Here is a 26,336-nt window from a genome sequence, read left to right as displayed (position 1 = left end):
GCGGCTTGGCCGCCTTTTTGCGGGCCGAACCGGGATGCCTCAAATTTATGTAAACCTTAAATTAATCACGATCGTAAGCATTATATTAACCTTGTTTTGACGATTGCCGCTGCAAGGTCCGGCTTGGCTAAGTGGTTTGCCAAGGGGTTCGGACAAATGCCAGCATCCCGACTGATCATTCTAGGCGTGGCGGTGGCCGCGGCGGGTGGCGCAGGCTATGTTGCAAAAAACATGGTGGCGGCTCCGCCGCCTCAAATTGTCGATTCCGGCCCCACGGCGCCGGCAATCGCGCTGCAGGACGTGCTTGTCCTGTCCAGCGACGTTCCGATGGGCAGCCCGCTCGAGAACAATATCAGCTGGCAGTCCTGGCCGGCCGACGGCATCAATGCGAATTTCATAACCCGCGCCGCGGAGCCCGAAGCGCTTGAGAAGCTGAAAGGCGGTGTTGCCCGTGTGGCGATGTATGCCGGCGAGCCGTTGCGGCGCTCCAAGCTGATCGGCGAGGGACAGAGCTTCATGTCGTCGATCCTGCCCTCCGGCATGCGGGCCGTCGCCACAGCCGTATCTGCCGACACCTCGGCCGGCGGCTTCATTCTTCCCAACGATTTCGTCGACGTCATCATGACCCGCAGAGCCGATGCCGCGAGCGGCAGCAGCGGTTTTACGACCGAAACCATCCTCAAGAACATTCGCGTCCTGGCAATCGACCAGACAATCCAGGAGGACGAGGAAGGCAAGAGGACCAGGGTCGGTCAGACCGCCACGCTGGAACTGACACCGCAGCAGGCGGAGATCATCACCGTCGCCCAGCAGATGGCCGATCGCCTGACATTGGCGCTGCGGTCGATCAGCGACACCCAGGAGAAGAATCTGGGCGAGGCCGACTATCTCGTTTCCGGCAATGGGCGGCGCGGAACGGTGCGATTGATAAAGTCGGGCGAAGTTTCCGAAGTGGGGGCAAGGCAATGAGGCTACACGCTGGACTGCCGGTCACCGTGGCTGCGGCAATCGGCCTGTTTCTCCTCGGAACGAATGCGCATGGTGTCGTCGAGGCAAATGCGGCAGGCAGGAATGCCGAGGTGTCGGCTTCGACCGCCACCCAGCGCGTCAAGCTCGGTCTCAACAAATCGGTGGTCATCGACCTGCCGAGCGACGCCTATGACATTCTCGTCGCCAACCCCGCGGTCGCCGATGCGGTGACCCGCACCGCCCGGCGCATCTATCTGTTCGGAAAGGCGGTGGGCGACACCAACATCTTCGTCTTCGGGCCCAATGGCGAGCAGATCGTCAGCCTGGATCTGGCGGTCGAACGCGACGTCGCCGGGCTGGAAGACTATATCAGGCGCTTCATCCCGTCATCGGCCATCACGGTCGAATTGCTGAACGATAACGTCGTCCTGACCGGAACCGTGGACACTCCCCTGGACGCCAAGCGCGCGGTCGATCTGGCCACCATCTTCGTGTCCGGCGGTGAAGCGACCACGGGACAATATTCGCAGACCGCCTCCGGCGGCTCGGCCGAAGCCGGTGTCGACATCGACAATCCGGATTCCGAGCGCCGCGTCAGCCAGATCGTCAACCTGCTGCAGATCATCGGCGACGACCAGGTGACGCTGAAAGTGACGGTGGCCGAAGTCAGCCGCTCGGTGATGAAGCAGCTCGGCGTCAACCTTATTGGCGACGGCGGCAGCAACGGCATCAGTTGGAGCGCACTGACCAGCCCCGCATACGGATTGGGAAAGCCACTGTCGCAAAACTCGGGACTTTCAATCGGCACCTCGGCGCTTCAAGCGTACATCAACGCCATGGAGCAAAGCGGTGTCATGAAGACGCTGGCCGAGCCGACATTGACCGCAGTCTCGGGTGAGAAAGCGACTTTCAAAGTCGGCGGTGAATTCAATCTCATCACAAGCCGAACGAACAACGTTTCAGGCGACAATCAAACGGGCCAGGTTACTTACACCAACGAAAAGCTCGAATATGGAATTGGCCTCGAATTCCAGCCTGTCGTGCTCTCGGCGGGCCGCATCAGCCTTAAAGTGAGGACGTCGGTTTCGGAGCCTACGACGGAAGGCGCCACAGTGCTCGAAGGGGGTGGTGACTTGCCCGGCACCACTTTGCTGTCGATCCGCAAACGCCTGGCCGACACCACCGTCGAATTGCCTTCCGGCGGTTCGATGATGATCGCCGGCCTCGTTCGAGACGATATCCGGCAGGCGGTCGCGGGGCTGCCCGGGCTGACCAAGATACCGGTGCTCGGCACGCTGTTCCGCAGCAGGGACTTCGTCCGCAACGAAACCGAGCTCGTCATCATCATCACGCCCTACCTGGTGAAGCCGGTGGCGCGCAACGAGCTTGCCAAGCCGGATGACAATTTCAACGCGGCCAGCGATGGCGCCGGCATGTTCCTTGGCCGTGTCAATCGCGTCTACGGCACCATGCAGACCGACAAGCCCAACGGCCGTTACCACGGCGTTGTCGGCTTCATCTACAAGTGATCGGGGAAGCGGACATGTCTCAGTCAGCGTCGAAGCCAAGGAAGATCATCGCAGCGATGCGGCCCGGCCGTTCGCGGACCTACCGGCCGGCCATTCCGGTCCTGGCGATTGCGGTCGCGGCATTGCTGGCGGGCTGCGCCAAGCGGGACAGCATCACGGTTGGTGCCGTTCCGGACGACTATCGCACCACGCATCCGATCGTGATCGCTGAGAAGGTCCAGAAGATCGACCTTCCGGTCGGCGCCGGCGACCGCGGCATGACCGGGTCTCAACGCGCCACGCTTCTGGGTTTCCTGGACGGCTACGACAAGAGTGCCGCTCCGGCTCTGACGATCTCGATCCCGAGCGGTTCGGCCAACGAGATCGCCGCGACCGCAGCCGGTCGCGATTTCGCCAGGCTTGCGATTGCCAGCGGCATCAGCCGCAACCGGATCGCCGTGACTACCTACCAGTCGGTTTCGGCCGAAGCGTCCGCGCCGATCCGCGTCGCCTTTGTCTCGGTGAAGGCCCAGACCGATAAATGTGGGCGCTGGCCCGAAGATCTGCTGGAGACGTCGGAAAACAAGCACTACGCCGATTTCGGCTGCTCTTATCAAAACAATCTTGCCGCCCAGATGGCCAACCCAGCCGATCTAATCGGGCCGCGCAAGCAATCCGATATCGACGCGGAAAATCGCGGCGAGGTGATCGACGTCTACCGCCAGAGAGGCATTTCGGACGAGTTCCTCGGCAATTCCGAAGTGGAATATTGAGCTTGAGCCGCGCAGGTCACGGAAAGAAATGACAATGAGCAATCTTGCCTACGACGCAGGGCTAGACGGCGGCGAAACCTCGCAGCAGGATATCGCCGCCATGCAGGCGTTGCGGCCGATTCCGCGCATTTCGATCCAGGCATTTTGCGAGACCGAAGGCGTTGCCAATCCGGTCGAGCGCGCCGGCGAGGATCGCCGCATGGCGAAGGCCCATCTGAAGGTCCATATGGGCGGCATCGCCACCGCCATCGAATTCTACCAATCGGCGCCGACACCGAACTTGATCCTGCTGGAATCGCGCAGCGAGCCGACGCAATTGCTCGAGCAGCTCACGCAGCTCTCCGAATATTGCGATCCGACCTCCAAGGTCGTGGTCATCGGCCACTACAATGATGTTGGCCTTTACCGCGAGCTCATCCGCTCCGGCATTTCCGAATATGTCATCGCGCCGGTGTCGATGGCCGACATCGTCAGCGTGATATCGTCGATTTTCGTTGATCCGGAGGCCGAGCCGATCGGCCGCTCGATCGCCTTCATCGGCGCCAAGGGCGGCGTCGGCTCCTCGACCATTGCCCACAATGTGGCCTGGGCGATGTCGTCCCTGTTCAAATCTGAAGTGGTCGTCGCCGACCTCGATCTTGCTTTCGGAACGGCCAACATCAATTTCGATCAGGATCCGGCGCAAGGCATTGCCGAGGCGGTCTTCTCACCGGAGCGCGTCGACGAGGTCTATCTCGACCGGCTGCTTGCCCAGTGCGCCGAGCACCTGTCGCTGCTTGCAGCACCTTCAACGCTCGACCGGGTCTACGATTTCGATCCCGACGCCTTCATGCAGCTTATCGACACGGCCCAGCGCAGTGTGCCGCTTCTGGTGCTCGATATCCCGCACATCTGGACAGGCTGGACCAAGAACACGCTGGTCAAGGCCGACGAGATCGTGATCACAGCGACGCCGGAGCTGGCCAATCTGCGCAACACCAAGAATCTCGTCGACATGTTAAAGCGGCTTCGCCCGAACGATCCGCCGCCCAAGCTGATCATCAATCAGGCAGGCGTGCCGAAGCGCCCGGAGATTGCGTCATCCGACTTCGCCGACTCGCTCGGCCTGTCGCCGATGTCGGTGATTCCTTTCGAGCCGCAGCTGTTCGGAAATGCCGCCAATAATGGGCGCATGCTCGGTGAAATGGATGCCAAGAACCAGGTCGTCGGCATGGTCAACGAGATTGCGCATGTGCTGACCGGGCGCAGCGAAATCAAGGCAAGAAAGAAAGCGGGCCTGGGCAATCTCCTTGGCAAGCTCTCGCGCAGCAAGAAGTGATGCTTTCGCAGCGGAATTGGTAGTCGATCATGTTTGGTAAAAGAGGTAGCGACGACGGCAGCCGGTTCACCCCGGAATTCCGTCAGCCGGCACCTGCGCCCGCCGCGCCGGCGGCGGCAAACCCTGCGGAAACGTCGGTTCTTGCCAAACCCGCGCCGCCGTTGCTTGGCACGTCCGCGGCCCCGCTCGCGCGCCGCGCTGTCGAGGCGCCGCCACTGGCACCGGAGCCAAAAAGGATCCAGCGCGAGAAGAGCGAAGCCTACTACGACACCAAGAGCCAGGTCTTCTCCGCGCTCATCGACACGATCGACCTGTCGCAGCTCGCCAAGCTCGATCCCGAAAGCGCGCGCGAAGAAATCCGCGACATCGTCAACGACATCATCGCGATCAAGAATTTTGCGATGTCGATCGCCGAACAGGAAGAACTGCTCGACGACATCTGCAATGACGTCCTGGGTTACGGGCCGCTGGAGCCATTGCTCGCCCGCGACGACATCGCCGATATCATGGTCAATGGTTCCAAGGACGTCTACATCGAGGTCAACGGGAAGGTCGAGCAGACCGGAATTCGTTTCCGCGACAACCAGCAGCTTCTCAACATCTGTCAGCGCATCGTCAGCCAGGTTGGCCGCCGCGTCGATGAATCGAGCCCGATCTGCGACGCACGCCTTCCCGATGGTTCCCGCGTCAACGTCATCGCGCCGCCGCTCGCCATCGACGGCACCGCTCTCACTATCCGCAAGTTCAAGAAGGACAAGCTGACGCTCGATCAGCTGGTCAAGTTCGGTGCCATTTCGCCGCATGGCGCCGAGATTCTCAAGATCATCGGCCGCGTCCGCTGCAACATCGTCATTTCGGGCGGCACCGGCTCGGGCAAGACGACGCTGCTCAACTGCCTGACCAACTATATCGACCGCGAGGAACGCGTCATCACCTGCGAGGACTCGGCCGAGCTGCAATTGCAGCAGCCGCATGTCGTGCGTCTGGAAACCCGCCCGCCCAACCTCGAGGGCGAGGGCGAGGTGACCATGCGCGACCTGGTCAAGAACTGCCTGCGCATGCGTCCCGAGCGTATCATCGTTGGCGAAGTGCGCGGACCCGAAGTGTTCGATCTTCTGCAGGCGATGAACACCGGTCATGACGGCTCGATGGGCACGATCCACTCGAACAGCCCGCGCGAATGCCTGAACCGTATCGAATCGATGATCGCGATGGGCGGCTACACGCTGCCGCAGAAGACCGTGCGTGAAATCGTGGTCGGTTCCGTGGACGTGATCATCCAGGCCGCTCGCCTGCGCGACGGATCGCGGCGTATCACCCACATCACCGAGGTGATCGGAATGGAGGGCGATGTCATCATCACGCAGGACATCGTCCTCTACAACATCAAAGGCGAGGATGCGAACGGCAGGCTGCTGGGCGAGCACGTGTCGACAGGCATCGGTCGTCCGCATTTCTGGGAGCGCGCCCGCTACTATGGCGAGGAACAGCGCCTCGCCAATGCGCTCGAGGCGATGGAGAAACGCGCTGACTGAAGCATTCGGAGGCGTAGGGGCCAGGATCGATGTTCGGAATTGACGGCACCGTATTAGCATTCATCGTGCTCGCCGGCTTCAGCGCCGGCGCGGTCGCCTATGCTTTTCTGTTCAATCGGATTAGCACCGAGAAGCAAGTCGGCAGGCGGCTTGAAACGATCAAGACTGCCGAGACGGATCGTGACGTCGTCAAGGCCTCGCGCGATCGCGTGGCGGAAGCGGCCAAGCGTCGCAAATCGGTCCAGGATTCGCTGAAGGATCTTGAGCAGAAGCAGAAAACCAACCAGAGCATCGTCAAGAAGCCGCCACTGAAGGCCCAGATCCGTCAGGCGGGCATGAAGGTCTCGCTCGAGCGCTTCTATCTCTACTCGGCCGTTTGCGGCGCCGTCCTGACGTTTCTTGCGTATTTCATCGGCGCGCCACTGCTTGTCTTGCCGGGTGCGCTGCTGGTCGGCACTCTCGGACTGCCACGCTGGTTCGTCTCGTTTTGCCGCGCGCGCCGGGTCAAGGCGTTCCTCAACGAATTTCCGAATGCGCTCGACATCATCGTGCGTGCGGTCAAATCCGGCCTGCCGCTGAACGACGCCGTCCGCCTGATCGCCAACGAATCTCCCGAACCGGTCAAGACCGAGTTCCGCCGCATCGTCGATTCGCAGCAGATGGGCCTGTCGATCCCCGACGCCAGCCTGCGTATGGCCGAAACAATGCCGTGCACGGAAGCGAGCTTCTTCGGCATCGTCATCCAGATCCAGTCCCAGGCCGGCGGCAATCTTTCGGAGGCGCTTGGCAATCTTTCGCGCGTGCTTCGCGACCGCAAGAAAATGAAGGCCAAGGTCCAGGCGCTGTCCATGGAAGCGAAGGCGTCCGCCGTGATCATCGGCGCGTTGCCTTTCGTCGTCGCCTTTCTCGTCTACCTGACAAGCCCGAACTATATCATGCCTCTGTTTACCACCAGCGCCGGCAATCTGATCCTCGGTTGCTCGGCGGTCTGGATGTCTATCGGCATCCTGGTGATGCGCAAGATGATGAACTTCGAAGTTTAGGATTTCGAGCGCATGACCGAAACTGTCGTCAAGACCCTTACCGACCCGGCATTCCTGATTGCCTTGCTGGTCGGCATCGCGGTGTTTGCGACCGTCTTCACGCTGCTGCCTGCTTTTGGTGGAAACCAGCTCAAGGCGCGCATGAAATCCGTAGCGCTGGAGCGCGACGAATTGCGCGCCAAGCAGCGTGCGCGGCTTGCCGTCGAGGCCGATCGCCGCCGTAAGGGCCTGCGCGAGCAACAGTCGATCGGCATGCGAAATATTGTCGACCGGCTGGACCTGAGACGCGCCCTTGCCGATGAAGGCACGTTGCAGAAACTCAAGGTGGCTGGCTTTCGCGGGCAGAATCCGCTGACGCGTTTCCTTTTCTTCCGTCTGGTCCTGCCCTTTATCGGCTTTGCGCTGGCCGCGATGTATCTGTTCGTGCTCGGAGGATTGCCGGAGCAGCCGCCTCTCATCAAACTGTTTGTCTGCGTCGTCGTCGCCTATGCGGGTTTTTACGCGCCGGTGCTTTACGTCAACAACCGCGCCACTAAGCGCAAGCAGTCGATCCAAATGGCGTGGCCGGACGCGCTCGATCTGATGCTGATCTGCGTCGAATCAGGCATGTCGGTTGAGGCGGCGTTTCGCAAGGTCGCGGACGAGATCGGCGCGCAATCGGTGGCGCTTGCCGAAGAGTTCATCCTGACCAATGCCGAACTTTCCTACTTGCAGGAACGCAAGCAGGCTTACGAGAACCTTGCAAGTCGCACCGGCCTGGAATCGGTCAAGTCGGTGTCGCAGGCGCTGGTCCAGGCTGAGCGCTACGGCACGCCGGTGGCGCATGCGCTGCGCGTGCTTGCCAGTGAAAGCCGCGACATGCGCATGAACGCCGCCGAGAAGAAGGCCGCGGCCTTGCCACCGAAGCTCACCGTGCCGATGATCCTGTTCTTCCTGCCGGTGCTGTTCGCCATCATTCTGGGTCCTGCAGGCATCCAGGTGAGCCAGCGCGGCATCTTCGGCGCCCCGTCGACATCCAGCGGCCAATAGCCTCGCCAAGGCGACAATACACGCAAAATCCGCGGTGCTGATGCACCGCGGCTTTGGAATTTCCGGCATGTCGACGAGTTGAGGGACTGGCCGGCAAAGCCGGCGCGGTCAGTTGGTGGCAGGCTTCGCCTTGTCCTGGTCCTTGAGCTGGCTCCAGGCGTTCTGCTGGGCGAGCATCTGGCGAAGGTAAGCCACGTTCGCTTGCGCCTGTTCGGCCGAGAGCTCCTGCGAAGCGATTTTCTCGGCTTCGTCGAAACGACCCTGCAGGCCGACGACCAACGCCAGGTTCTGGCGGACGCGGCTGTCGGCGTTCGGCTGCTGGGCGGCCGAGCGCATATAGGTTTCGGCCGTGCGCAGGTCACCTTCCAGCACATAGGACATGCCGAGATTTGAAAGGATCGAAGGTTCGTTCGGCTTGAGGTCCAGCGCCTTGCGATAATCCTGGCGCGCCTCGTCTCTCTGGCCAAGCTGGTCGAGAATCGCGGCTTCCGCCGACACCAGTTTCCAGTCCGGATATTCCGGCGTCTGCGCGCGGCGCACGGCGTCGAGCGCCGGCTCGAACTGGCCGTTGGCGGCGAGCGCCTTGCCATAGGCGGCAAGCACGTCGCGGTCTTTCGGCAAGGCGATCGCCAGCTTGCGCATCACGGCGAGCGACTGGTCGGCGTCGCCATCCATTTGCAGCGCCGCCGCGTAATTCGTCGCGATCCGCTTGTCGTTGGGGTTTTTGGCGTAGGACTGACCGAGCGCTGCTGTCGCATTGTGCAACTCGCTGGCCGACATGGTTTCCAGTGGTTTGCCGCTGGAGCGCGAGATGGAACCGGTCGTCAACTTGCTGGTTCCGCAGCCGGCGACGCTGGCCGCAAGCGCCATCATAAACGCCGTGGTGATCAGCCGCTTTCCCGTGGCGTTCATCTTGCGGTTGGTCGGCATCTGCACCAGGCCTCTATTCATAGACGTGGCCATTACGTGGCCATCTTCCCTCCCGCAGAAATATTCTGTTAACCCTAACGGACAGTTAAGAAGCGCCGACTCGAACGCCGGAGACCATCGAATGCCTGTCGAACTCGTCGAGAGAAAACTGAAGACCGCGCTGCCGGTCCATCTGGTGGCGAAGGATAGGCTGGATGCGGCAGGTCTTCCGCCATCCACGATCGCCTGGGCCAGGGCCAACGGCTTTTCCGGTGAGGCAGGCAGGACACTGGCCGTGCCCAGCGAAAACGGCGCGCTGGCCGGAGCCCTGTTCGGCCTCGGCGATGGTGAAAGCGCGCTTGCCCTCGGCGCGTTGGCGCGAGCCTTGCCGGAGGGCGACTGGCATTTCGTGTCCACATTGGCCGAGCCGGACCTTGCGGCAATAGCGCTGGTTCTCAGTGGTTATGTCTTCACCCGCTACGGCAAGAAGCCCGGCAAGGCGCTGCGTTTTTCGCTGCCGTCCGGCGCTGAAGCGGCTTATGTTCGTCGTATCGCCGATGGCGTTTTCCTGACGCGCGATCTGGTCAATACGCCGACCAGCGATATGGGGCCGGACGATTTGGAGGCGGCTGTCCGGACCTTGGCCAAAAAGCACAAGGCCGAAGTGTCGGTGACCAAGGGCGACGATCTGCTCAAGAAGAATTTCCCGATGATCCATGCGGTCGGCCGCGCATCGGTCGGCGCGCCGCGCCTGATCGACATGATTTGGGGGCCGAAGAACGCCCCGAAGGTGACGCTGGTCGGCAAGGGCGTCTGCTTCGACACGGGCGGTCTCGACATCAAGCCCTCCTCGGGCATGCTCTTGATGAAGAAGGACATGGGTGGCGCCGCCAACGTATTGGGCCTTGCCTCCATGATCATGGCCGCTGGCCTGAAGATCCGGCTGCGTGTGCTGATCCCGGCGGTCGAGAATTCGATCGCCGGCAACGCCTTCCGGCCCGGCGACGTGCTGGCGAGCCGCAAGGGCATCACCGTCGAGGTCGGCAACACCGATGCCGAGGGACGGCTGGTGCTGGCGGATGCCTTGGCGCTGGCCGACGACGACGAGCCGCAACTGCTGATCGACATGGCGACCCTGACGGGGGCTGCTCGCGTCGCGCTCGGTCCCGACCTTCCGCCCTTCTACACTGGCGATGAAGCGCTGGCGTCCGAACTGGCGGCGGCTTCCGCCGCGGTCGAGGATCCGCTATGGCGCATGCCGCTGTGGAAGCCCTATGACGCAAAGCTGTCGTCGAAGATCGCCGACATCAACAACGTCACGTCTGACGGGTTCGCCGGCTCGATCACGGCGGCGCTGTTCCTGAAGCGCTTCGTCGAGAAGAGCGCCGGCTGGGCGCATTTCGACATCTTCGCCTGGAACCCGTCCGATCGTCCGTACGGTCTCGCCGGCGGTGAGGCGCAAGGCATCCGGGCGCTGGAAAGGGTCATCTCGAAACGCTACGCCTGACGGTTGCTGTCCGACAGGAAATTCTCGAGACTGAAACGGAACCGAAACAATTTGCCGTCATGTTGGCCGGATGTCGATTTCCATGCGCCCGAGCCAGGCCTTGCGACTGTGGCAGCAGGTGATGCTGTCCCAGGTGCGCGACGATACGCCGGACCTTACCATGCGCCAGACGGCGATCCTGTTCACCATCTATCTCGACCCGCCGCCGCACACGGTGCGCGGGCTCGCTGCCCGGCTCAATGTCACCAAGCCGGTGATTACCCGCGCGCTCGACACAATGGGCGCGCTGAAGCTGGTTTCGCGCCATCGCGACGAGCTCGACAAGCGCAACGTGCTGGTCAAGCGCACTGTCGAAGGTGCTCTCTTTGTCGAGCGCTTCGGCGATGTTATCATCGCCAGAGCCCAGGAATTGCCCATCTGACCGAGTTGCCGATTTGAACGAGTTGCCGATTTGACCGCCAGGGATGCCCGCCTCCACGCCTTCCGTTCCGATCTCGCTGATGTCAGGCTGAAAGGCGAGGTCGCCGCCGATCGCTTCGTCGCCGGACGGCCAGCGCGTATATCAGCTTCAGTGGCCGATATCCGCAAGGCGCCGCGCCCGGATGCCGGAGTCGACACGCAGCTTCTGTTCGGCGACGACGTCCTCGTCTTCGAGGACGTTGAGGGCTGGGCCTGGATCCAGGCCGAGCGCGATGGCTATGTCGGCTATGTCGCCGACACCGTGCTGGGGGCGCGAGGCCATACGCCCACCCATGTCGTCTCGGTGCCGCGCACCTTCCTTTATCCCGGACCGGATTTGCGGTTTCCGTCGAACGGACAGCTCTCGATGGGATCGGCGGTAACGGTGACGGGCGCGGCTGAAACACGCGGTACGCACTATGCGCTGCTGCCATCCGGCGAGGCGGTCATATCGGGCCATTTGCGGCCCTTGAACAAACCAGCTGCCGACTATGTCGCGGTCGCGGAAACCTTTCTCGGCACACCCTATCTGTGGGGCGGCGCCTCCGGCTTCGGCATCGATTGTTCCGGCCTCGTGCAACTGGCGATGCACATGGCCGGCAGGCAAGTGCTGCGCGACACCGACATGCAGGCGGCGACCATCGGTGAGCCGCTCGACCCGGCCCGGGATTCTGCCGGGTTGCGGCGCGGCGACCTGGTGTTTTGGAAAGGCCATGTCGCTGTTATGACCGACCCAGAAACGATGATCCATGCCAACGGCCACACCATGCTGGTCTCGCGTGAAGGGTTCAGAGAAGCCGTCGCCCGCATCGGCTATCTCTATGGCGGCCCGACGGGGTTTCGGCGGCCTTAGGGGCATCCCTTACCTCTCCCCCTGTGGGAGAGGTCGGATTGCCCCGATTTGTCCTTCACAAATCGGTTGGCAATCCGGGTGAGGGGTAAGTTGGCGCCAAGCTGGAACACCCCTCATCCGTCTTGCCGCTTCGCGGCAATCCACCTTCTCCCACACGGGGAGAAGGTGGAGAGGCGCTCGATCACCTTTTGTTCCGATTCTTCTTGGCGATTGCGCGCCGCCGCGCTACCTCTGGCGCGTGACAGAGCAGCCGCGCCTTGCCGAACAGAATGCCGCCGTGCACTTGCCCGAGCCATTCCTCAGATGGTTTTCGCAAAAGGGCTGGTCGCCGCGTGCCCATCAGATCGAATTGCTGGCGACTGCCCAAGCCGGGCAGTCGGTGCTGCTGATCGCACCGACCGGCGCCGGCAAGACGCTGGCAGGGTTCCTGCCGTCGCTGACCGAGTTGGCAGGTCGGCCAAGGAAGAAACCGGGGCAGGCGCGTCGCGGCATCCACACGCTCTACATCTCGCCGCTGAAGGCGCTGGCCGTCGACATCGAGCGCAATCTCGGCAAGCCGGTCGAAGAAATCGGTCTGCCTATCACGATCGAGACACGCACCGGCGACACGCCCGCCCACAAGCGCCAGCGGCAGAAGCTGGCGCCACCCGACATTCTCCTGACCACGCCCGAGCAACTGGCGTTGCTGATCGCGGCGCCCGACGCCAGGCGCTTCTTCGAGGACCTGCATTATGTCGTGCTCGACGAACTGCATTCGCTGGTGACGTCAAAACGCGGGCATCTCCTGTCGCTCGGTCTGGCCCGGCTGCGATCCTTTGTTCCGGGCTTGCAGACGATCGGCCTGTCCGCGACGGTGGCCGAGCCCGATGAATTGCGGCGCTGGCTGGTCAGCCAGAACCCACCCGGCGGCATGGCTGAGTTGATCGTCGTGACGGGCGGCGCCAAGCCCGAGATCTCCATTCTCGACTCGGAGGAGCGTGTGCCGTGGGCCGGACATTCGGCCCGCTACGCAACGCCGGAGATCTATAGCGAGATCAAGCGACACAAGACGACCCTGCTGTTTGTCAACACACGCAGCCAGGCCGAGCTGCTGTTCCAGGAGTTGTGGCGGGTCAATGAAGACACATTACCGATCGCCCTGCATCACGGCTCGCTCGATGTCGCCCAGCGCCGGCGCGTCGAAAAAGCCATGGGCGAGAATGCCTTGCGCGCCATCGTCGCCACTTCGACGCTCGACCTCGGCATCGACTGGGGCGATGTCGACCTGGTCGTCCATGTCGGCGCACCGAAGGGTGCGAGCCGGCTGGCGCAGCGCATCGGCCGCGCCAATCACCGCATGGATGAGCCGTCCAAGGCGATCCTGATTCCGGCCAACCGCTTTGAGGTGCTGGAATGCCGGGCGGCGCTCGACGCCAATTATCTCGGCGCCCAGGACACGCCGCCGCTGGTCAACGGCGGGCTCGACGTGCTGGCGCAGCATGTGCTTGGTTGCGCCTGCGGTGCGCCATTCCATGCCAATGCGCTTTTTGAGGAGGTAAGAGCAGCCGCGCCCTATGCCGAACTCGATCGGCCGACATTCGACCGCGTCATCGATTTCGTCGCCACCGGCGGCTATGCGCTGAAGAACTATGAGCGCTACGCCCGTATCCGCCTGAACAAGGACGGGCTGTGGCGCGTGTCCAATCCTCGGGTTGCTCAGCAGTATCGGTTGAATGTCGGCACCATCATCGAGGTGCCGGCGCTCAACGTGCGTTATATCAAGGCCGGCAGCAAGGGCTCTGCCTCGCGCGGCGGTCGCGTCCTCGGCAAGATCGAGGAGGCGTTCCTTGAAACGCTGACGCATGGCGACACGTTCATGTTTGCCGGCAAAGTACTGCGCTTCGAGGGCATCCGCGAGAATGAGTGCTTCGTATCGAATGCACCCGGCAGCGACGCCAAGGTGCCATATTATGGCGGCGGCAAATTCCCGCTTTCGACCTACCTCGCTGAGCAGGTCCGCATCATGCTGGATGACCCGCAGCGCTGGAAGAAGCTGCCGGAACAGGTGGCCGACTGGCTACGTTTCCAGGCCGACAAATCGGTACTGCCGAAACGCGATGACCTGCTGATCGAGACCTTTCCGCGCGGCAACCGGCACTACCTGGTGGCCTATCCGTTCGAGGGCAGGCTGGCGCACCAGACGCTCGGCATGCTGCTCACCCGCCGTCTCGACAGGGCGGGCGCCAGGCCGCTCGGCTTCGTCGCCACCGACTATGCACTTGCCATATGGTCGCTGGCCGATATGGGCAGGATGTTCCGGGCGAAGAAGCCTTCGCTCAGTGAACTTTTCGACCAAGACATGCTGGGCGACGATCTCGAAGCCTGGCTGGCCGGCAGCTGGCTCTTGAAGCGCACCTTCCGCAACTGCGCGCTGATCTCGGGGCTGATCGAAAAACGCCATCCGGGCCAGGAGAAAAGCGGCCGCCAGGTCACTGTGTCGACCGACCTCATTTACGACGTTCTGCGCAGCCATGAGCCGGACCACATCCTGCTGCAGGCGACGCGTGCCGATGCGGCCACCGGTCTGCTGGATGTCAGCAGACTTGCCGAGATGCTCTCGCGCATCCAGGGACGAATCGTGCATAAGAACCTCGAACAGATCTCGCCGCTCGCCGTGCCGATCATGCTCGAGATCGGCAAGATGCCGGTGCATGGCGAGGCCGATGATACACTGCTGATGGATGCGGCAACGCTGGTCGAGGAAGCCATGGGGACGAAATGACGCGCGCGCTGGCCATGCCTGCACCCCTGGCGGATGCCGATTTTATCGGCATCGCCGGCGAGCGCGCGATCTGCGATCGGCGCGGCGTGCTCTACTTTCCCGAGCTGAAATTGCTGGCGGTGTCGGATCTGCATCTGGAAAAGGGATCGTCGCTAGCACGGCGCGGTACGTTGATCCCGCCTTATGATACCGGTGCGACGTTGTTGCGGCTGCAGGCGGTGATATCAGACTACCAGCCGGCGATCGTCATCAGCCTCGGCGACAGCTTTCATGATGGCGGCGGCGCGTCGCGCATGCACTCAAGCTTTCGCGAGCGGCTGGAAGGACTGATGGCCGGCCGCGACTGGTTCTGGGTTGCCGGCAACCATGACCCGGACGCGCCGGCCGACTTGCCCGGCGAGACGGTGCGCGAGCTGGCCATAGGCTCTCTGCTGTTCCGGCATGAACCTTCGGCAGTGAGAGTGGAAGGCGAGATCGCCGGCCATCTGCATCCGTGCGCCCGCATCGTGCAGCGCGGCCGCTCGGTGCGGCGGCGCTGCTTTGCCGGCGATGGCGGCCGCATGATCATGCCGGCCTTCGGCGCCTATACCGGCTCGCTCAATGTGCTCGACCGCGCCTATGCCGGGCTGTTCCGCCGCGAAACGCTGATGGCCTATATGCTCGGCACGGAGCGCATCTTCGCGATTTCCCGCTCAATGCTGAGGCCCGGCTGAGACCGCTACCGGCCGTAGTACAAGGTGACGGTGTGCTTCGCCTCGGCGAAAAACAGCCAGCGTTCGACCAGCATGCCGGCGAATTGAGCGATTGCGGCGAGCGCCGACAGCACCGCCGCATAGGGCCATGGCAAGGCGAACGCGGCAATCAGCAGTAAGGCGGGCAGCGCGAAGGCCAGCACTTGTGTGATCTGACGCAGCCGCGCCTTGTGCTTGCGTGCGATGCGAAAGCCCATCTCCTTGAGCAGGTAATTCTCCTCGGTGTGCGGCCATTCCAGCGACCGCACCGTGCCGCCGACAAGGCCGGTCGCGGTGTTGGCATTGGTCGGGATTTCCAGCCTGTCATTGTATCGCCAGGTTGCCAGCTTCCAGCCCCAGCCGAGCACGGTCAGCAGCACGCAACCTGCCAGCACGATGATCGAGCCGATGGCGAAACCCTGCAGCAGCGCGTTGAGCAGCACGCTGCCGCTCATCGCCGAAAAGATCAAATAACCAGGCAGGGTGAAGCGGCTGTGCCATTGAGCGATCGGCTTGAGCGACGCATAGATCATGCCGGTGGTGCAGACGGTGACGACCGCGCCGATGGCAGCCAGCAGCCCAGCGACAGCCACCCAGCCGTTCGTACGGCCGAGGAACACCCACCCGATGGCGAAAAACCCCGCCGGTACGAAGGTCGCAACCGACGCGACGCCTTCGCGCGACAGCCATGAGCTGCGCCATTGCGAGAAGGCGCGCCAGGCGCGTTCGGGCCGGCCGAGATGGCCGGCCGATGACAGCAGGCCGGCCGAGATCAGGCCGAGCGCCAGCCCCATACTGACCAAACCGAGCCAGAAATTGGGCGGGACGAACCCCAGTCCGGCCAGCGCGCCAAGCAGCGCGAGCAGGCCGTAGCCGGCGCCCGTGGCGGTGGTGAAAAAGACGACGGAGAAAGCTGGATGCATGAGGTCGGTTGCTGGTCAGTGCGAAAGCATGCGCTCGACCCAGCCAAGGAAACCGCCTTCGGCCCGCACCGGTTCGAGCGCCCGTGCCGGCACCGATGCGGCGCGTGTGGTATGGGCGCGCGGCGGCAAATATTTGTTGGTCGGGTGATAGCCGAGTTCGGGCATCAGATCGACGCCGCCACGTTCGGCCACCAATAGCGAGATCGCCGACGCCGGGTCGCCGAGATCGCCGAAATGCCGCGCGCTGGTTGGGCAGGCGGCTACGCAGGCCGGCACTCGGTCTTCTTCAGCCAGATTGTCGTTGTAGATGCGGTCAACACACAGCGTGCATTTCTTCATGACGCCGACATCGGTGTCGAATTCGCGCGCGCCATAAGGGCAGGCCCAGCTGCATAATTTGCAGCCGATGCACTTGTCCTCGTCGACCAGCACGATGCCGTCCGAGGCCCGCTTGTAGGAGGCTCCGGTCGGGCAGACGGTGACGCAGGCCGGTGTCTCGCAATGCAGGCAGGAGCGTGGGAAATTGACCGTTCGCCCACCCATCTCGGTCATGTGCTCGTAGCTGTGCACGCGGTTGAACCAGACCCCGTCGGCGTCGCCGCCATAAGGATCGATGTCGGTCAGCGGCGCCATGTGGCCGCCGGTGTTCCATTCCTTGCAGGCGGTGACGCAGGCCTGACAGCCGACACAGGTGTCGAGATCGATGACGAGGCCGAGCTTCTTGTCGGTTTGGGCGGGAAGGCAGGTCATGATCTGGAAGCTTCTCTTTCCCGGCGAAACTCGGCGCCGAAACTTAGCTTGTCGGGCGAGGGTTCGAAATGCGGCGGTTGCCGGAACCGCTCGAACTGCGGCTCGGTGAAGCCGGCTTCCTCGGCCGCGCATTTGACGATGCGGACGCGCAGGTCGAACCAGGCCGCCTGGCCGGTCACTGGATCGGAATTCGAATAGCGCCTGCCATTGGCATCGGCAGAAGTCTGGTCGCCGATGATATGGTTGAGCAGGAAGCCACGATTGGATTCAGCGGCGTCGTCCTTCAGCCCCCAGCTGCCGCGCCGCTTGCCGATCGCGTTCCAGGTCCAGACCGTATCCGCGTTGACGCCGTCGACCAGCTTGATCTGTCCCTTGACCTTGCCGTTGATGCTCTCGATCCAAACCCAGTCGTCGTCGACAAGGCCGAGGCCGGCGGCGGTCCGGTTGTGCACGAACAGCCGGTTCTGGCTGGTGATCTGCCTGAGCCAGGCGTTCTGCGAGCCCCAGGAATGATACATGTGCATTGGCCGCTGCGTCAGCGCATGCAGCGGATAGATCTGCGTGTCGACAGCCGCTTCCTCGAAGGGCGCGTACCAGAACGGCAGCGGGTCCATATAGGTCTCGATGCGGCTGCGCTCCGTCTCCGGCGGCAGCACCCGCCCATGGCCGCGCGCGGCGAGGCGAAACCGCTGGATCGGCTCCGAATAGAGCTGGAAGACGATCGGCTCGGCTTTCGGGATGAAGCCCATGTTCTCGGCGAAGTCGAGATAGGAGCGGTTGGCCATCTTGTAGTAGCGCTGGTCGTCCGCAAAATCATGGTGCCAGAAGCCGCCATTGTCGATGTAGCGCTGCAGCTGGTCGGGATTGGCCTCGCCCTTGCCGGTCAAGGTTCCGTCCTTGCCGCGCCAGCCGGCGAGCGGGCCGATGCCCGGCGTGCGCTGGTGATTGACGATGTAATCGGCGTAATCGCGGTATTTGGCCGAGCCGTCGTCATCGACGAAGCCGGGCAGGCCAAGCCGCGCGCCGAGCTCGATCAGCACCGTCTGGAACGGGCGGACGTCGCGGTCTGGCTCGACGACGGGATGGCGGATGGCGTCACCCGGCCCGTCGGCATGGCTGATTGGCCGGTCGAGCAGGCTGATGCAGTCATGCCTTTCGAGATACGTGGTGTCGGGAAGCACGAGATCGGCGAACGGCACGGTCTCGGAATAATAGGCGTCGGAATAGATGATGAAGGGGATCTTGTAGTTTCCGGCCTCGTCGCTGTCGGTCAGCATCGCCATCGTCTCGACGGTGTTCATCGACGAGTTCCAGGCCATGTTGGACATGTACATCATCAGCGTGTCGATCTTGTAGGGGTCGCCGGCCCAGGCGTTGCGGATGACCGTGTGCATAAGGCCGTGCGCGGCAAGCGGTGCATCCCAAGAATAGGCCTTGTCGATACGAACAGGCGTGCCTGCGTCGTCGACCAGCAGATCGTCCGGTCCGCAGACGAAGCCGAGCGGCATGCCTTCAAGCGGCGTCATCGGCCTGACGTCCTTGCCCGCCGGCTTCGGCCCCGGCGGCGCCGACCGGGGATAGGGCGGCTTGAAGCGAAACCCGCCCGGAACGTCCACCGTGCCGAGAAGCACTTGGAGCAGGTGGATGGCGCGGCAGGTATGAAACCCGTTCGAATGGGCCGAGATGCCGCGCATCGCATGCATCGACACCGGCCGGCCCTTGATCGTCTCGTGCCGGCGGCCGGCCCAGTCGGTCCACGCCACCGGCAGTTCGATTGCTTGCTCGAAGGCGACATGCGCCAGTTCGGCGGCGATCCGACGAATGGTGTCGCCTGAAACGCCGCAGCGTTCGGCAACCGCATCGGGAGAATAGCTCTCGTGCAGATAGCGGTCGGCGATGAGCTGGAAGACCGGCACGCAGCGGCGGCCGTCGATCGTGAAGTTGCCGGTCAGCGCCGGCTTTGCATCGGCATCTGTGGCGTTGACGGGCGTCTTCGCTACCCTGTCCCAAGCCAGCGGATCGCCGTCGCTGTCGCGCGCGAACAGCCCGTCATCGGGCGCGCCTGGATCCTGGATGACGAGGACATGGGCGTTGGTGTAACGCAGCAAATAATCGAGATCGACGCGGCCGGCCCGCAGCAGCTCGTGGATGAGGGCAAACACGAACAGGCCATCGGTGCCGGGCCGGATGCCGATCCAGTCATCGGCGATGGCGTTGTAGCCGGTGCGGCACGGATTGATCGAGACCACCTTGGCACCGCGCGCTTTGAGCTTGCCGAGGCCGATCTTGATCGGATTGGAATCATGGTCTTCGGCAACGCCGAACAGCATGAAGTATCTGGTGTTGTCCCAGTCGGGTTCGCCGAACTCCCAGAACGAGCCGCCGATCGTATAGAGCCCGCCGGCCGCCATATTGACCGAGCAGAACCCGCCATGGGCGGCGAAATTCGGCGTGCCGAAATGGCTCGCCCACCAGCCGGTCAAGGATTGCGACTGGTCGCGCCCGGTGAAGAAGGCGAGTTTCTTCGGATCGGTCCGGCGGATTTTCGAAAGCCGTTCCGTCGCGATCGAGAACGCTTCCTCCCACTCGATTTCACGGAATTCTCCCGAGCCGCGCGGACCTGTACGCAGCAATGGTTTCTTCAACCGGGCCGGACTGTAGTGCTGCATGATGCCGGCGCTGCCCTTGCCGCACAGCACGCCGCGATTGACCGGATGGTCCTTGTTACCATTGATGTAGCGGACCTTGCCGTCCTTGATGTGGACGTCGATGCCGCAGCGGCAGGCGCACATATAGCAAGTGGTCTTGGCGATGCTGTCGGAGACATCAGGCGAAGTGTCGACGCCATCGCCTTCGTCGGGCGCGCGCGTGTCGGCAAGCGGCCGTTGCGACGGTGCGGAATTGGCGCCGCGCGGCGGTCCGTTCGTCATGATCTACTTTTGCGGTCCGAGTGTTTGGCTCGCGTTTTTGGCCCGGGGCCGCGCATGTAATGCTCTTCCGGATGATAGCTGTCGCCGGTGAGCCGCCGCCGGAGGCCGCGCGTCCAATGGGCAAACAGGGATTTGAATCGCCCGATCACTTTCTGCCCTTTGCGGGTTGGCCGCGATACTTTTCCAGCTTCGCCCAAAAACTTAGAACAAAATGATCGATCCGTCTAACAAGTTGCTCTTGTAATTCCAATCGAATTTGTTTCTTAATTCACTCATGACCCTGGACCAATTGCGGATCTTCGTTGCTGTCGCCGAACGGGGGCACATGACAAAGGCCGCCGAGTTGCTGGGCATTTCCCAGTCGGCGGCATCGGCCGCCATCCGTTCGCTCGAACAGCAGCACGGCGTCCAGCTGTTCAACCGGGTCGGCCGCAACATCGAGCTGGCGCAGACCGGGCGCCGGTTCCTGCCCGAAGCCAAGGCCGTGCTCGAACGGGCGGCTGCCGCCCACAACGTGCTGGAGCACGTCTCGCAGACGATTACCGGCAGCCTTTCGATCGCCGCCAGCCAAACTATCGCCAGCTACTGGCTGCCGCGCCGGCTGGCCTCTTTCCACGAGGCCTATCCCGCCGTTAGGCTGAGCGTGACCATCGGCAACACCAGACAGGTCGAGACCAATGTCTTGGACGGCACGGCGGATTTTGGCCTGGTCGAGGGGCGAACCGAGTCAGACATATTGCGGCGCGCCAAGGTCGATGTGGATCGCCTGATGCTGGTCGTGGCGCATTCTCATCCTGAGATCGCTGAAGTCTCGCGCGGGCATCCCGATATCAGGGAGCTCCGCTGGATCATCAGGGAAGGCGGGTCGGGCACCCGCGAGGTGCTGGAAGATCTTGCCCGCCGCGAGGGGATTTCGTTCGCGGACCTCAGGATATTCCTGGTGCTGCCGAGCAACGAGGCGGTCCGCCAAGCGGTCGAGGCCGGCGCCGGCGCCACCATCATTTCGGAGCTCGTCGTGGCCCGCGCGGTCGCCGAAGGTAGCCTGCGGTCCGTGCCGATCGATCTGCCGAAGCGCGATTTCGCGATGATCACGCATCGTGACCGGCAGGCAAGTCTGGCCCAAATGGCGCTCAAGGCGCATCTGGGCGAGAAGGCCGGCGAGACCGTCCGGGGGTAAGCTGGATCAGCCGAATTTCCGCTGCGCGTCGAGCGCCAGCCCAAGCCCGACCGAGCCGAACATGTCGCCTTCGATGACGGACGCCTGCGGCACCAAGGCTAATATCTGTTGCTTTGCCAGCGGGATGGCGGTCGATCCGCCGGTCAGGAACACCGCGGTGATGTCGGACGGTTTCACCTGCGCGTCGCGGATGGTCTCACCGACCGTCGCGGCAACCCGTTCGATGTCCCTGGCGATCGTGGCCTCAAGACCGTCGCGCGAAATTTCTGCCGTGAATTCTACCCCCGTCAGCGCGACCACGACATCGGCGGACAATTGCTCCGTCAGCTCGATCTTGGCCTTTTCGACCAAAGCGGCCAGCGCATGCCCGTAACGATGCTCGACGATATGGATGAAACGGTCGACTAGGTCGGCGCGTTCAGCCTCGTAGCGGATCTGGCGCAGATGCGTCATCGCCCGGGCGGTGTAGACCAGATTGATGCGCTGCCATGTCGCCAGATCGATGAAGTAGCTGGCCGGCAAGTTGCGCTTGCCGTCCTTGGTCGGCGAGAGATAGCCGAGCTGCGGCATCACATGGACGATGCTCAGCAGCCGGTCGAAGTCGGTGCCGCCGATGTGGATGCCTCGGCTCGCCAGAATGTCGTCCTTGCGATCGAGGGAGCGGGCGCGCTGCGGCGAGACCCGCACGATCGAGAAGTCGGAAGTGCCGCCGCCCATGTCGACGATCAGCGCCAGTTCTTCCCGCGTGACCTTCTGCTCGTAGTCGAGCGCCGCCGCGATCGGCTCGAACTGAAATGCAATATGCTTGAAGCCCTGGGCGCGCGCCGCGTTTTCGAGTTCGCCTTCGGCCTTGGCATCGGCCTCGGCATCGTCGTCGACGAATTGCACCGGCCGGCCGAGCACCACGCTCTCGACCACGTCGCCGGCATCCTCTTCCAGCCCTTTCCTGAGATGGCCGACGAACAGACCGATGATCTCGGTAAAGGCGATCGACCGTGCCTTGATCCGCGTCTTTTCATGGACAAGCGAACTGCCGAGCACGCTCTTCAGCGAGCGCATCAGGCGACCTTCGATGCTGTCGGTATAGTTGGCGATGGCGCTGCGCCCGAAATAGGTGCGGTTGTCCTCGAAGTTGAAGAACACGGCGCTGGGCAGCGTGACCTGGCCGTCTTCCAGGGCCACAAGCCGCGGCTGCCCGTTTCTGACCACGCCCACGGTGGAATTTGACGTGCCGAAATCGATACCGCCGAATGCTGGTCGCATCGCAAGATCCTGTATTCTTGATTTGGGGAGCGACAGCTCGCGCTTCGGCCGAGCCGGGGAACGCGGTCTAACCCATGAAGCTCGAAAGGGGAACCGTCTTTCGGAAAAGATCAGTCCTTCCGGAAGACGAGCCTTCCGAGCCAGCCGGTCAGCATGGCCAGCGACACGGCGAAGATGCCGTAGAGGAAGGAATAGTCGTGGGCCACGCGGAAGATCGACTGTTCGAAACCGGACTTGCGGATTTCGAGCTGGGCGGAGCTTTCCTTGATGAACAAGCCGCTCTTGAACAGGAACGCACGGGCCTTGTGGGTGCCGACCGGAACATTGGGGGCGAGCCTGACGGTGGCCCGGAACAGGTTCTGCGACAGGAACTGCACGCCGCCGACATTCTCGCTGTAGAGGCCGGTTGCCGTTTTGCGCTCGCGCAGCGCCGCGGTGAATTCCTCGATCGTCGCCGGGCTGTCGTCGTCATCGGCCGGTTGCATATAGAGGTTGGCGGCGCCGAGCGACAGTTGCTTGTAGCTGTTGGGGTCGGTGACGTCCTGCAGCGGTCGCGTCGTCGCCACCGAATAGGACACCGGCACATTCTCGAAGGTCTCGGACTCCAGATTGATCCAGATGCCGAGCACCCGGTCCTTGCGGCGCACGACGACCGGCCGGGCCGGCCCTTCCAGCACGACGATGATGTCGTAGCGACCTTGGCGCGCGACAAGCGGGTCGGCATTTTCCAATGAGCCGAAGATGGTGAGGTCGGCACCGGAAAAGCCGGCGGTGATCGAGACATGGTCGGTGGACAGGCCGATCTGGATGTTTTCGGCAGCCGGCGTCTGCGCTTCTCCCGGTGACACGGCAGCGAACAGCGACAGCGAGGCAACGGCCAAGAACGCCCTCAAGCCGGCCATCAGGTCAGACCCACGCCAGACAGGGAATAGAGGTTGGGCGGTGTCACGAACAGATCGATGGCGAGCCGGATGGCGACCGCCAGCACCAGCAGTGCCAGCAGCGCCCTGAGCTGCTCGCCACGCAGCCTTTGACCAGCCTTGGCGCCATATTGCGCGCCGGCGACGCCGCCCGCCATCAACAGGAAGGCGAGCATGACGTCGACCGTCTGGTTGGTGGTGGCATGCACCAGCGTGGTGTAGGCCGAGGTGAAGATGATCTGGAACAGCGAGGTGCCGATGACGACGTTGGTCGGCACTTTCAAGAGATAGATCAGCGCCGGAACCATGATGAAGCCGCCGCCGACGCCCATGATCGACGACAGGAAGCCGATGCCGGCGCCGAGGCCGAGCACTGGGATAACGCTGACGAAAAGCTTCGAGGCCCTGAACCGCATCTTCAGCGGCAAGCGGTGGATCCAGTTGTGCTGGCCGGATTTCTTCAGCACCGGCGCGGCACCACTGCGGGTGGCGCGCAGCGCATTGACGCTCTCGACCAGCATCAGCCCGCCGACGGTGCCAAGCAGCACGACGTAGAGTAGCGAGATGAACAGGTCGAGCTGGCCGAGCCGGCGCAAGAAGCCAAAGACAAAGATGCCGCCGGTTGAGCCGACGATACCGCCTGCCAAAAGCACTCCGCCAAGCTTGAAGTCGAGCGTGCCGCGCTTCACGTGCGACAATGCGCCGGAGAAGGAGGAGGCGATGACCTGGTTGGCGCCGGTGGCGACCGCGATCGCCGGTGGTATGTTGTAGAAGATCAGAAGCGGCGTGATGAGGAAGCCGCCGCCCACTCCGAACATGCCCGATAGAAAGCCCACCGCCGCGCCCATGGCCAGCAGCACGAAGACGTTGACGGAAATTTCCGCGATCGGGAGATAGATGCCCACCCGTCAGTCTCGATCAGTTTGCCTCTCGGTGAATGCAACCGTTGCGGGCATTTTTGCGCCAAAAAGCTAAATTGTTATTGCGCCGGCAGGACGGCGAAGTCAAACCCCGCCGTACAGCCGAAACAAAAAACAACTCAATCAGTTAACAGGCAAATGTGTGGCAAAGGCATCGTGTAAACGACGCATCTGCCGTTATTTGCGCGCAAGCAGCGCCTTGACCAGCTTTTCGTCGACCGTGCCGGTCGCCGTCATGTCGTTGTCGGTCTGGAAAGCCATGATGGCATTCTTGGTCTTCAGGCCCATCAAGCCATCGGGGTTGCCGGCTTCATAGCCATTCTTGTTGAGAATGCGCTGGATGTTCTGAACGGCCTTCTTCATGTCGACGCTGGCGGTCGTCTGCGGCGTGCCGTCCTGCCACGATTCAGGAATGTCGGCCGAATTGGCCGCCGGATCGAGCGGTTTCGCCTTCCACATTTCGGTGGCGGCGCGTGCGCGTTCGAGCTGCTCGGGCCTGAGCGCCTTGGCGATCTCATCGCGCTTTGCCGCCGCATCCTTGTCGCCGGTCTTGGCGACGAGCGCGAACCATTTGTAGGATTCCTCGAGATTCTGTTTCATGCCGACGCCCTTCGCCGCCAGGATGCCGAGATTGAACTGGCTGTCCTTGACGCCGAGATCGGCGGCGGCCTGGAACCAGTGCGCGGCCGATTCATTGTCGGTCACGCCGTCGGCCGCCATGGCAAAGAGCACGGCGAGATTGTGCATGGCGCTGGCGTTGCCCTGCTCCGCCGCGAGCTGGTACCAGGTCTTCGCCTTCTTGACGTCGCGCGCGACGCCGGTGCCCTTCTCATAGAAGTTGCCAATGCGGTATTCCGCCGGTGCGAAGCCGAGCTCGGCGGCCTTCTCATACCATTTGGCGGCCGCTGCCATGTCTTGCTTGACGCCGCTCGATTCGGCGTAGCGCGAGCCGATCTCGAACAACGCCTTGGCATCGCCGCCGGCCGCTGCGTCACGCAATGCAGCCGGACCGGCATCGGCCGGGATGTCGATCTTGGCAGTGGCTGCCGCAATCGAAGCATCTGCGGGCATAACCGTGCCGGTCATGTCCTGGGTCGCCGGCGTGGCGGCCAGCTCTGTGGCCTTTGGCTCGGTGTCCGCAGCTGCCGGGCCCTCAGGTGCCGACGCTGTCGCGTCCGCCCCCGGATCGGGCGACGCCGTTGAAGCCATGGCAGGAACGGGTTCGGCCTCGGGTGCGGTGTCCATCGGCGTTCCGGCGTCCGACGGCGCGGCGAGGGTGGTCTGTGCCGGCATGTCGTTCTCGGTTACCGATTCGGACGGCTCTGCCTGCCGGACGGCGCGGGCCGGCGCGCTGTCCGGCGCTGCAGTTTGCGCGTCCGTCGTTGGCTCCCTGGCGGCACCGACCGACGCGGCTTCCGCTGGCTGCGCGGCCACGGTCGACGCCGCATCGTTGCTGGCTATTTCGACGGGGTCGGAGAAAAAGGCCTTGCCCAGTTGCAGGCCGGCGAGCGCCAGCATGATTGCAGCGGCCGCCATCAGGATCGGCTTGCGCCGCGCCTTGAGCAGGTCGCCGATCCTGAGCGCCTTCACCGGGCCACGCGTCGTCGACTGCCGCTTGAGAGCCTCGGCCTCGGCAGCGGCGGCTTGCGCCGCGCGTCTGGCTGCTGCGATGAAGTCGGATTTCGATGCATCGGCATTGCCGGCCCTGACCGGCGGTCCGCGTTCGTCGCGCACGCGTTTCATGATGGCGTTGAGGTCGGGTGGCCCGGAGCCGGGCTCCAGCGGCCGGTGGGCAACCTTCGGATCCAGTGGCTCGTCGAGATCGGCGCTCGGTATCTCGACATCAGGCGCCGAGCCGGCAAGCGGTGGAACATCCGCCTCCTTCTTGCCCTTGAAGGCGCGCGCCAGTCCGCCGAGCATCGACCTCCGGCCGCCGGTCTGCTCGCTTTTCTCCGTCGTCGTGTCCGAACCAAGCGCCGCCATGGCCGCGGCCGCAGCGGCTTCGGCTGGCGTGCGGGTGCCTGGTTCGCTACGCGAACCTGGCTCATTGCGCATGAC

The 26,336-nt window shown here is 63.1% G+C and carries 21 protein-coding genes; 13 read left to right on the top strand and 8 right to left on the bottom strand.

Annotation, left to right across the window (positions count from 1 at the left end):
- Nucleotides 1–156: 156 nt before the first annotated feature.
- Genes cpaB through EOB36_RS06780 form a run of 7 tightly spaced genes read left to right on the top strand, consistent with a single transcriptional unit; the run spans nucleotide 157 to nucleotide 8,175 of the window.
- Complete coding sequence (gene cpaB / locus EOB36_RS06810) at nucleotides 157–969, top strand: Flp pilus assembly protein CpaB (protein ID WP_126103732.1); 813 nt, start codon at nucleotides 157–159, stop codon at nucleotides 967–969.
- On the top strand, nucleotides 966–2,498 hold the full coding sequence (locus EOB36_RS06805; protein WP_126103731.1) for a type II and III secretion system protein family protein: 1,533 nt from the start codon (nucleotides 966–968) through the stop codon (nucleotides 2,496–2,498). Before cpaB ends, EOB36_RS06805 begins: the two co-directional genes overlap by 4 nt.
- A gap of 14 nt (nucleotides 2,499–2,512) precedes the next feature.
- On the top strand, nucleotides 2,513–3,250 hold the full coding sequence (locus EOB36_RS06800; protein WP_126103730.1) for a CpaD family pilus assembly protein: 738 nt from the start codon (nucleotides 2,513–2,515) through the stop codon (nucleotides 3,248–3,250).
- 28 nt (nucleotides 3,251–3,278) lie between these two features.
- Nucleotides 3,279–4,568 carry a CpaE family protein gene (locus tag EOB36_RS06795; protein ID WP_126103729.1) on the top strand — a complete coding sequence of 430 codons (1,290 nt, stop codon included), beginning with the start codon at nucleotides 3,279–3,281 and terminating at the stop codon, nucleotides 4,566–4,568.
- Between the two features lie 29 nt (nucleotides 4,569–4,597).
- The gene (locus EOB36_RS06790) at nucleotides 4,598–6,103 is read left to right on the top strand and encodes a CpaF family protein (RefSeq protein ID WP_126103728.1); all 1,506 of its coding nucleotides are present in this window, start codon (nucleotides 4,598–4,600) and stop codon (nucleotides 6,101–6,103) included.
- Nucleotides 6,104–6,132: 29 nt separating this feature from the next.
- Nucleotides 6,133–7,146: a type II secretion system F family protein gene (locus EOB36_RS06785; RefSeq protein WP_126103727.1), complete on the top strand. Its 1,014-nt coding sequence runs from the start codon at nucleotides 6,133–6,135 to the stop codon at nucleotides 7,144–7,146.
- Between the two features lie 12 nt (nucleotides 7,147–7,158).
- A complete protein-coding gene (locus EOB36_RS06780) occupies nucleotides 7,159–8,175 on the top strand; it encodes a type II secretion system F family protein (RefSeq protein ID WP_126103726.1) in 1,017 nt (338 codons plus the stop codon).
- A gap of 108 nt (nucleotides 8,176–8,283) precedes the next feature.
- Here EOB36_RS06780 and EOB36_RS06775 read toward each other — a convergent pair whose 3' ends face one another.
- On the bottom strand, nucleotides 8,284–9,105 hold the full coding sequence (locus EOB36_RS06775; RefSeq protein ID WP_127290445.1) for a tetratricopeptide repeat protein: 822 nt from the start codon (nucleotides 9,103–9,105) through the stop codon (nucleotides 8,284–8,286).
- A 121-nt stretch (nucleotides 9,106–9,226) separates the two neighbouring features.
- On the opposite strand from EOB36_RS06775, the gene EOB36_RS06770 reads away from it, so the two are divergent.
- The 5 genes from EOB36_RS06770 to pdeM all read left to right on the top strand — a co-directional run bounded on the left by EOB36_RS06770 (nucleotide 9,227) and on the right by pdeM (nucleotide 15,377).
- On the top strand, nucleotides 9,227–10,591 hold the full coding sequence (locus tag EOB36_RS06770) for a leucyl aminopeptidase family protein (RefSeq protein ID WP_126103725.1): 1,365 nt from the start codon (nucleotides 9,227–9,229) through the stop codon (nucleotides 10,589–10,591).
- Nucleotides 10,592–10,661: 70 nt separating this feature from the next.
- Entirely contained in the window at nucleotides 10,662–11,012 is a 351-nt protein-coding gene (locus EOB36_RS06765; protein ID WP_095487941.1) for a MarR family winged helix-turn-helix transcriptional regulator, read from the top strand.
- A gap of 30 nt (nucleotides 11,013–11,042) precedes the next feature.
- Nucleotides 11,043–11,903, top strand: a complete 861-nt coding sequence (locus EOB36_RS06760) for an NlpC/P60 family protein (protein ID WP_126103724.1) — start codon at nucleotides 11,043–11,045, stop codon at nucleotides 11,901–11,903.
- A 238-nt stretch (nucleotides 11,904–12,141) separates the two neighbouring features.
- Entirely contained in the window at nucleotides 12,142–14,664 is a 2,523-nt protein-coding gene (locus tag EOB36_RS06755) for a ligase-associated DNA damage response DEXH box helicase (protein WP_126103723.1), read from the top strand.
- Nucleotides 14,661–15,377 carry a ligase-associated DNA damage response endonuclease PdeM gene (gene pdeM / locus EOB36_RS06750; protein ID WP_126103722.1) on the top strand — a complete coding sequence of 239 codons (717 nt, stop codon included), beginning with the start codon at nucleotides 14,661–14,663 and terminating at the stop codon, nucleotides 15,375–15,377. The genes EOB36_RS06755 and pdeM overlap by 4 nt, the downstream gene beginning before the upstream one ends.
- A 5-nt stretch (nucleotides 15,378–15,382) precedes the next feature.
- Here the strand turns inward: pdeM and EOB36_RS06745 are convergent, their stop codons facing one another.
- Genes EOB36_RS06745 through EOB36_RS06735 form a run of 3 tightly spaced genes read right to left on the bottom strand, consistent with a single transcriptional unit; the run spans nucleotide 15,383 to nucleotide 19,998 of the window.
- Nucleotides 15,383–16,318, bottom strand: a complete 936-nt coding sequence (locus EOB36_RS06745; RefSeq protein WP_127290289.1) for a DmsC/YnfH family molybdoenzyme membrane anchor subunit — start codon at nucleotides 16,316–16,318, stop codon at nucleotides 15,383–15,385.
- Nucleotides 16,319–16,333: 15 nt separating this feature from the next.
- Nucleotides 16,334–17,068 carry a 4Fe-4S dicluster domain-containing protein gene (locus EOB36_RS06740; protein ID WP_128284547.1) on the bottom strand — a complete coding sequence of 245 codons (735 nt, stop codon included), beginning with the start codon at nucleotides 17,066–17,068 and terminating at the stop codon, nucleotides 16,334–16,336.
- Nucleotides 17,065–19,998 (bottom strand): molybdopterin oxidoreductase family protein, encoded by a 2,934-nt coding sequence (locus EOB36_RS06735; protein ID WP_127290291.1) that lies wholly within the window; start codon nucleotides 19,996–19,998, stop codon nucleotides 17,065–17,067. Before EOB36_RS06735 ends, EOB36_RS06740 begins: the two co-directional genes overlap by 4 nt.
- 274 nt (nucleotides 19,999–20,272) lie before the next feature.
- On the opposite strand from EOB36_RS06735, the gene EOB36_RS06725 reads away from it, so the two are divergent.
- Nucleotides 20,273–21,175 (top strand): LysR substrate-binding domain-containing protein, encoded by a 903-nt coding sequence (locus tag EOB36_RS06725; protein ID WP_127290295.1) that lies wholly within the window; start codon nucleotides 20,273–20,275, stop codon nucleotides 21,173–21,175.
- A 6-nt stretch (nucleotides 21,176–21,181) separates the two neighbouring features.
- Here EOB36_RS06725 and EOB36_RS06720 read toward each other — a convergent pair whose 3' ends face one another.
- The 4 genes from EOB36_RS06720 to EOB36_RS06705 all read right to left on the bottom strand — a co-directional run.
- Entirely contained in the window at nucleotides 21,182–22,438 is a 1,257-nt protein-coding gene (locus tag EOB36_RS06720) for an Hsp70 family protein (protein WP_128284545.1), read from the bottom strand.
- A gap of 110 nt (nucleotides 22,439–22,548) precedes the next feature.
- Complete coding sequence (locus EOB36_RS06715) at nucleotides 22,549–23,340, bottom strand: TIGR02186 family protein (protein ID WP_095487957.1); 792 nt, start codon at nucleotides 23,338–23,340, stop codon at nucleotides 22,549–22,551.
- Complete coding sequence (locus EOB36_RS06710; protein WP_095487959.1) at nucleotides 23,340–24,263, bottom strand: sulfite exporter TauE/SafE family protein; 924 nt, start codon at nucleotides 24,261–24,263, stop codon at nucleotides 23,340–23,342. The genes EOB36_RS06715 and EOB36_RS06710 overlap by 1 nt, the downstream gene beginning before the upstream one ends.
- A gap of 192 nt (nucleotides 24,264–24,455) precedes the next feature.
- Nucleotides 24,456–26,336: SEL1-like repeat protein (locus EOB36_RS06705; RefSeq protein ID WP_206637144.1), on the bottom strand; the 1,881-nt coding region annotated here is incomplete at its 5' end.

The sequence above is a fragment of the Mesorhizobium sp. M6A.T.Cr.TU.017.01.1.1 genome, from assembly GCF_004023115.1.
GTDB lineage: Bacteria > Pseudomonadota > Alphaproteobacteria > Rhizobiales > Rhizobiaceae > Mesorhizobium > Mesorhizobium mediterraneum.
Note: the sequence above shows the minus strand (reverse complement) of the source record. Positions and strands in the feature narration are given on the sequence as shown.

Bases quoted from the DNA above. Each gene is read 5' to 3' on its own strand.
- EOB36_RS06785 (WP_126103727.1), top strand. From the start codon at position 6,133: ATGTTCGGAATTGACGGCACCGTATTAGCATTCATCGTGCTCGCCGGC.
- EOB36_RS06790 (WP_126103728.1), top strand. From the start codon at position 4,598: ATGTTTGGTAAAAGAGGTAGCGACGACGGCAGCCGGTTCACCCCGGAA.
- EOB36_RS06765 (WP_095487941.1), top strand. From the start codon at position 10,662: ATGTCGATTTCCATGCGCCCGAGCCAGGCCTTGCGACTGTGGCAGCAG.
- EOB36_RS06745 (WP_127290289.1), bottom strand. From the start codon at position 16,318: ATGCATCCAGCTTTCTCCGTCGTCTTTTTCACCACCGCCACGGGCGCC.
- EOB36_RS06720 (WP_128284545.1), bottom strand. From the start codon at position 22,438: ATGCGACCAGCATTCGGCGGTATCGATTTCGGCACGTCAAATTCCACC.
- EOB36_RS06725 (WP_127290295.1), top strand. From the start codon at position 20,273: ATGACCCTGGACCAATTGCGGATCTTCGTTGCTGTCGCCGAACGGGGG.
- EOB36_RS06805 (WP_126103731.1), top strand. From the start codon at position 966: ATGAGGCTACACGCTGGACTGCCGGTCACCGTGGCTGCGGCAATCGGC.
- EOB36_RS06795 (WP_126103729.1), top strand. From the start codon at position 3,279: ATGACAATGAGCAATCTTGCCTACGACGCAGGGCTAGACGGCGGCGAA.
- EOB36_RS06780 (WP_126103726.1), top strand. From the start codon at position 7,159: ATGACCGAAACTGTCGTCAAGACCCTTACCGACCCGGCATTCCTGATT.
- pdeM (WP_126103722.1), top strand. From the start codon at position 14,661: ATGACGCGCGCGCTGGCCATGCCTGCACCCCTGGCGGATGCCGATTTT.
- EOB36_RS06735 (WP_127290291.1), bottom strand. From the start codon at position 19,998: ATGACGAACGGACCGCCGCGCGGCGCCAATTCCGCACCGTCGCAACGG.
- cpaB (WP_126103732.1), top strand. From the start codon at position 157: ATGCCAGCATCCCGACTGATCATTCTAGGCGTGGCGGTGGCCGCGGCG.
- EOB36_RS06800 (WP_126103730.1), top strand. From the start codon at position 2,513: ATGTCTCAGTCAGCGTCGAAGCCAAGGAAGATCATCGCAGCGATGCGG.
- EOB36_RS06770 (WP_126103725.1), top strand. From the start codon at position 9,227: ATGCCTGTCGAACTCGTCGAGAGAAAACTGAAGACCGCGCTGCCGGTC.
- EOB36_RS06775 (WP_127290445.1), bottom strand. From the start codon at position 9,105: ATGCCGACCAACCGCAAGATGAACGCCACGGGAAAGCGGCTGATCACC.
- EOB36_RS06715 (WP_095487957.1), bottom strand. From the start codon at position 23,340: ATGGCCGGCTTGAGGGCGTTCTTGGCCGTTGCCTCGCTGTCGCTGTTC.
- EOB36_RS06740 (WP_128284547.1), bottom strand. From the start codon at position 17,068: ATGACCTGCCTTCCCGCCCAAACCGACAAGAAGCTCGGCCTCGTCATC.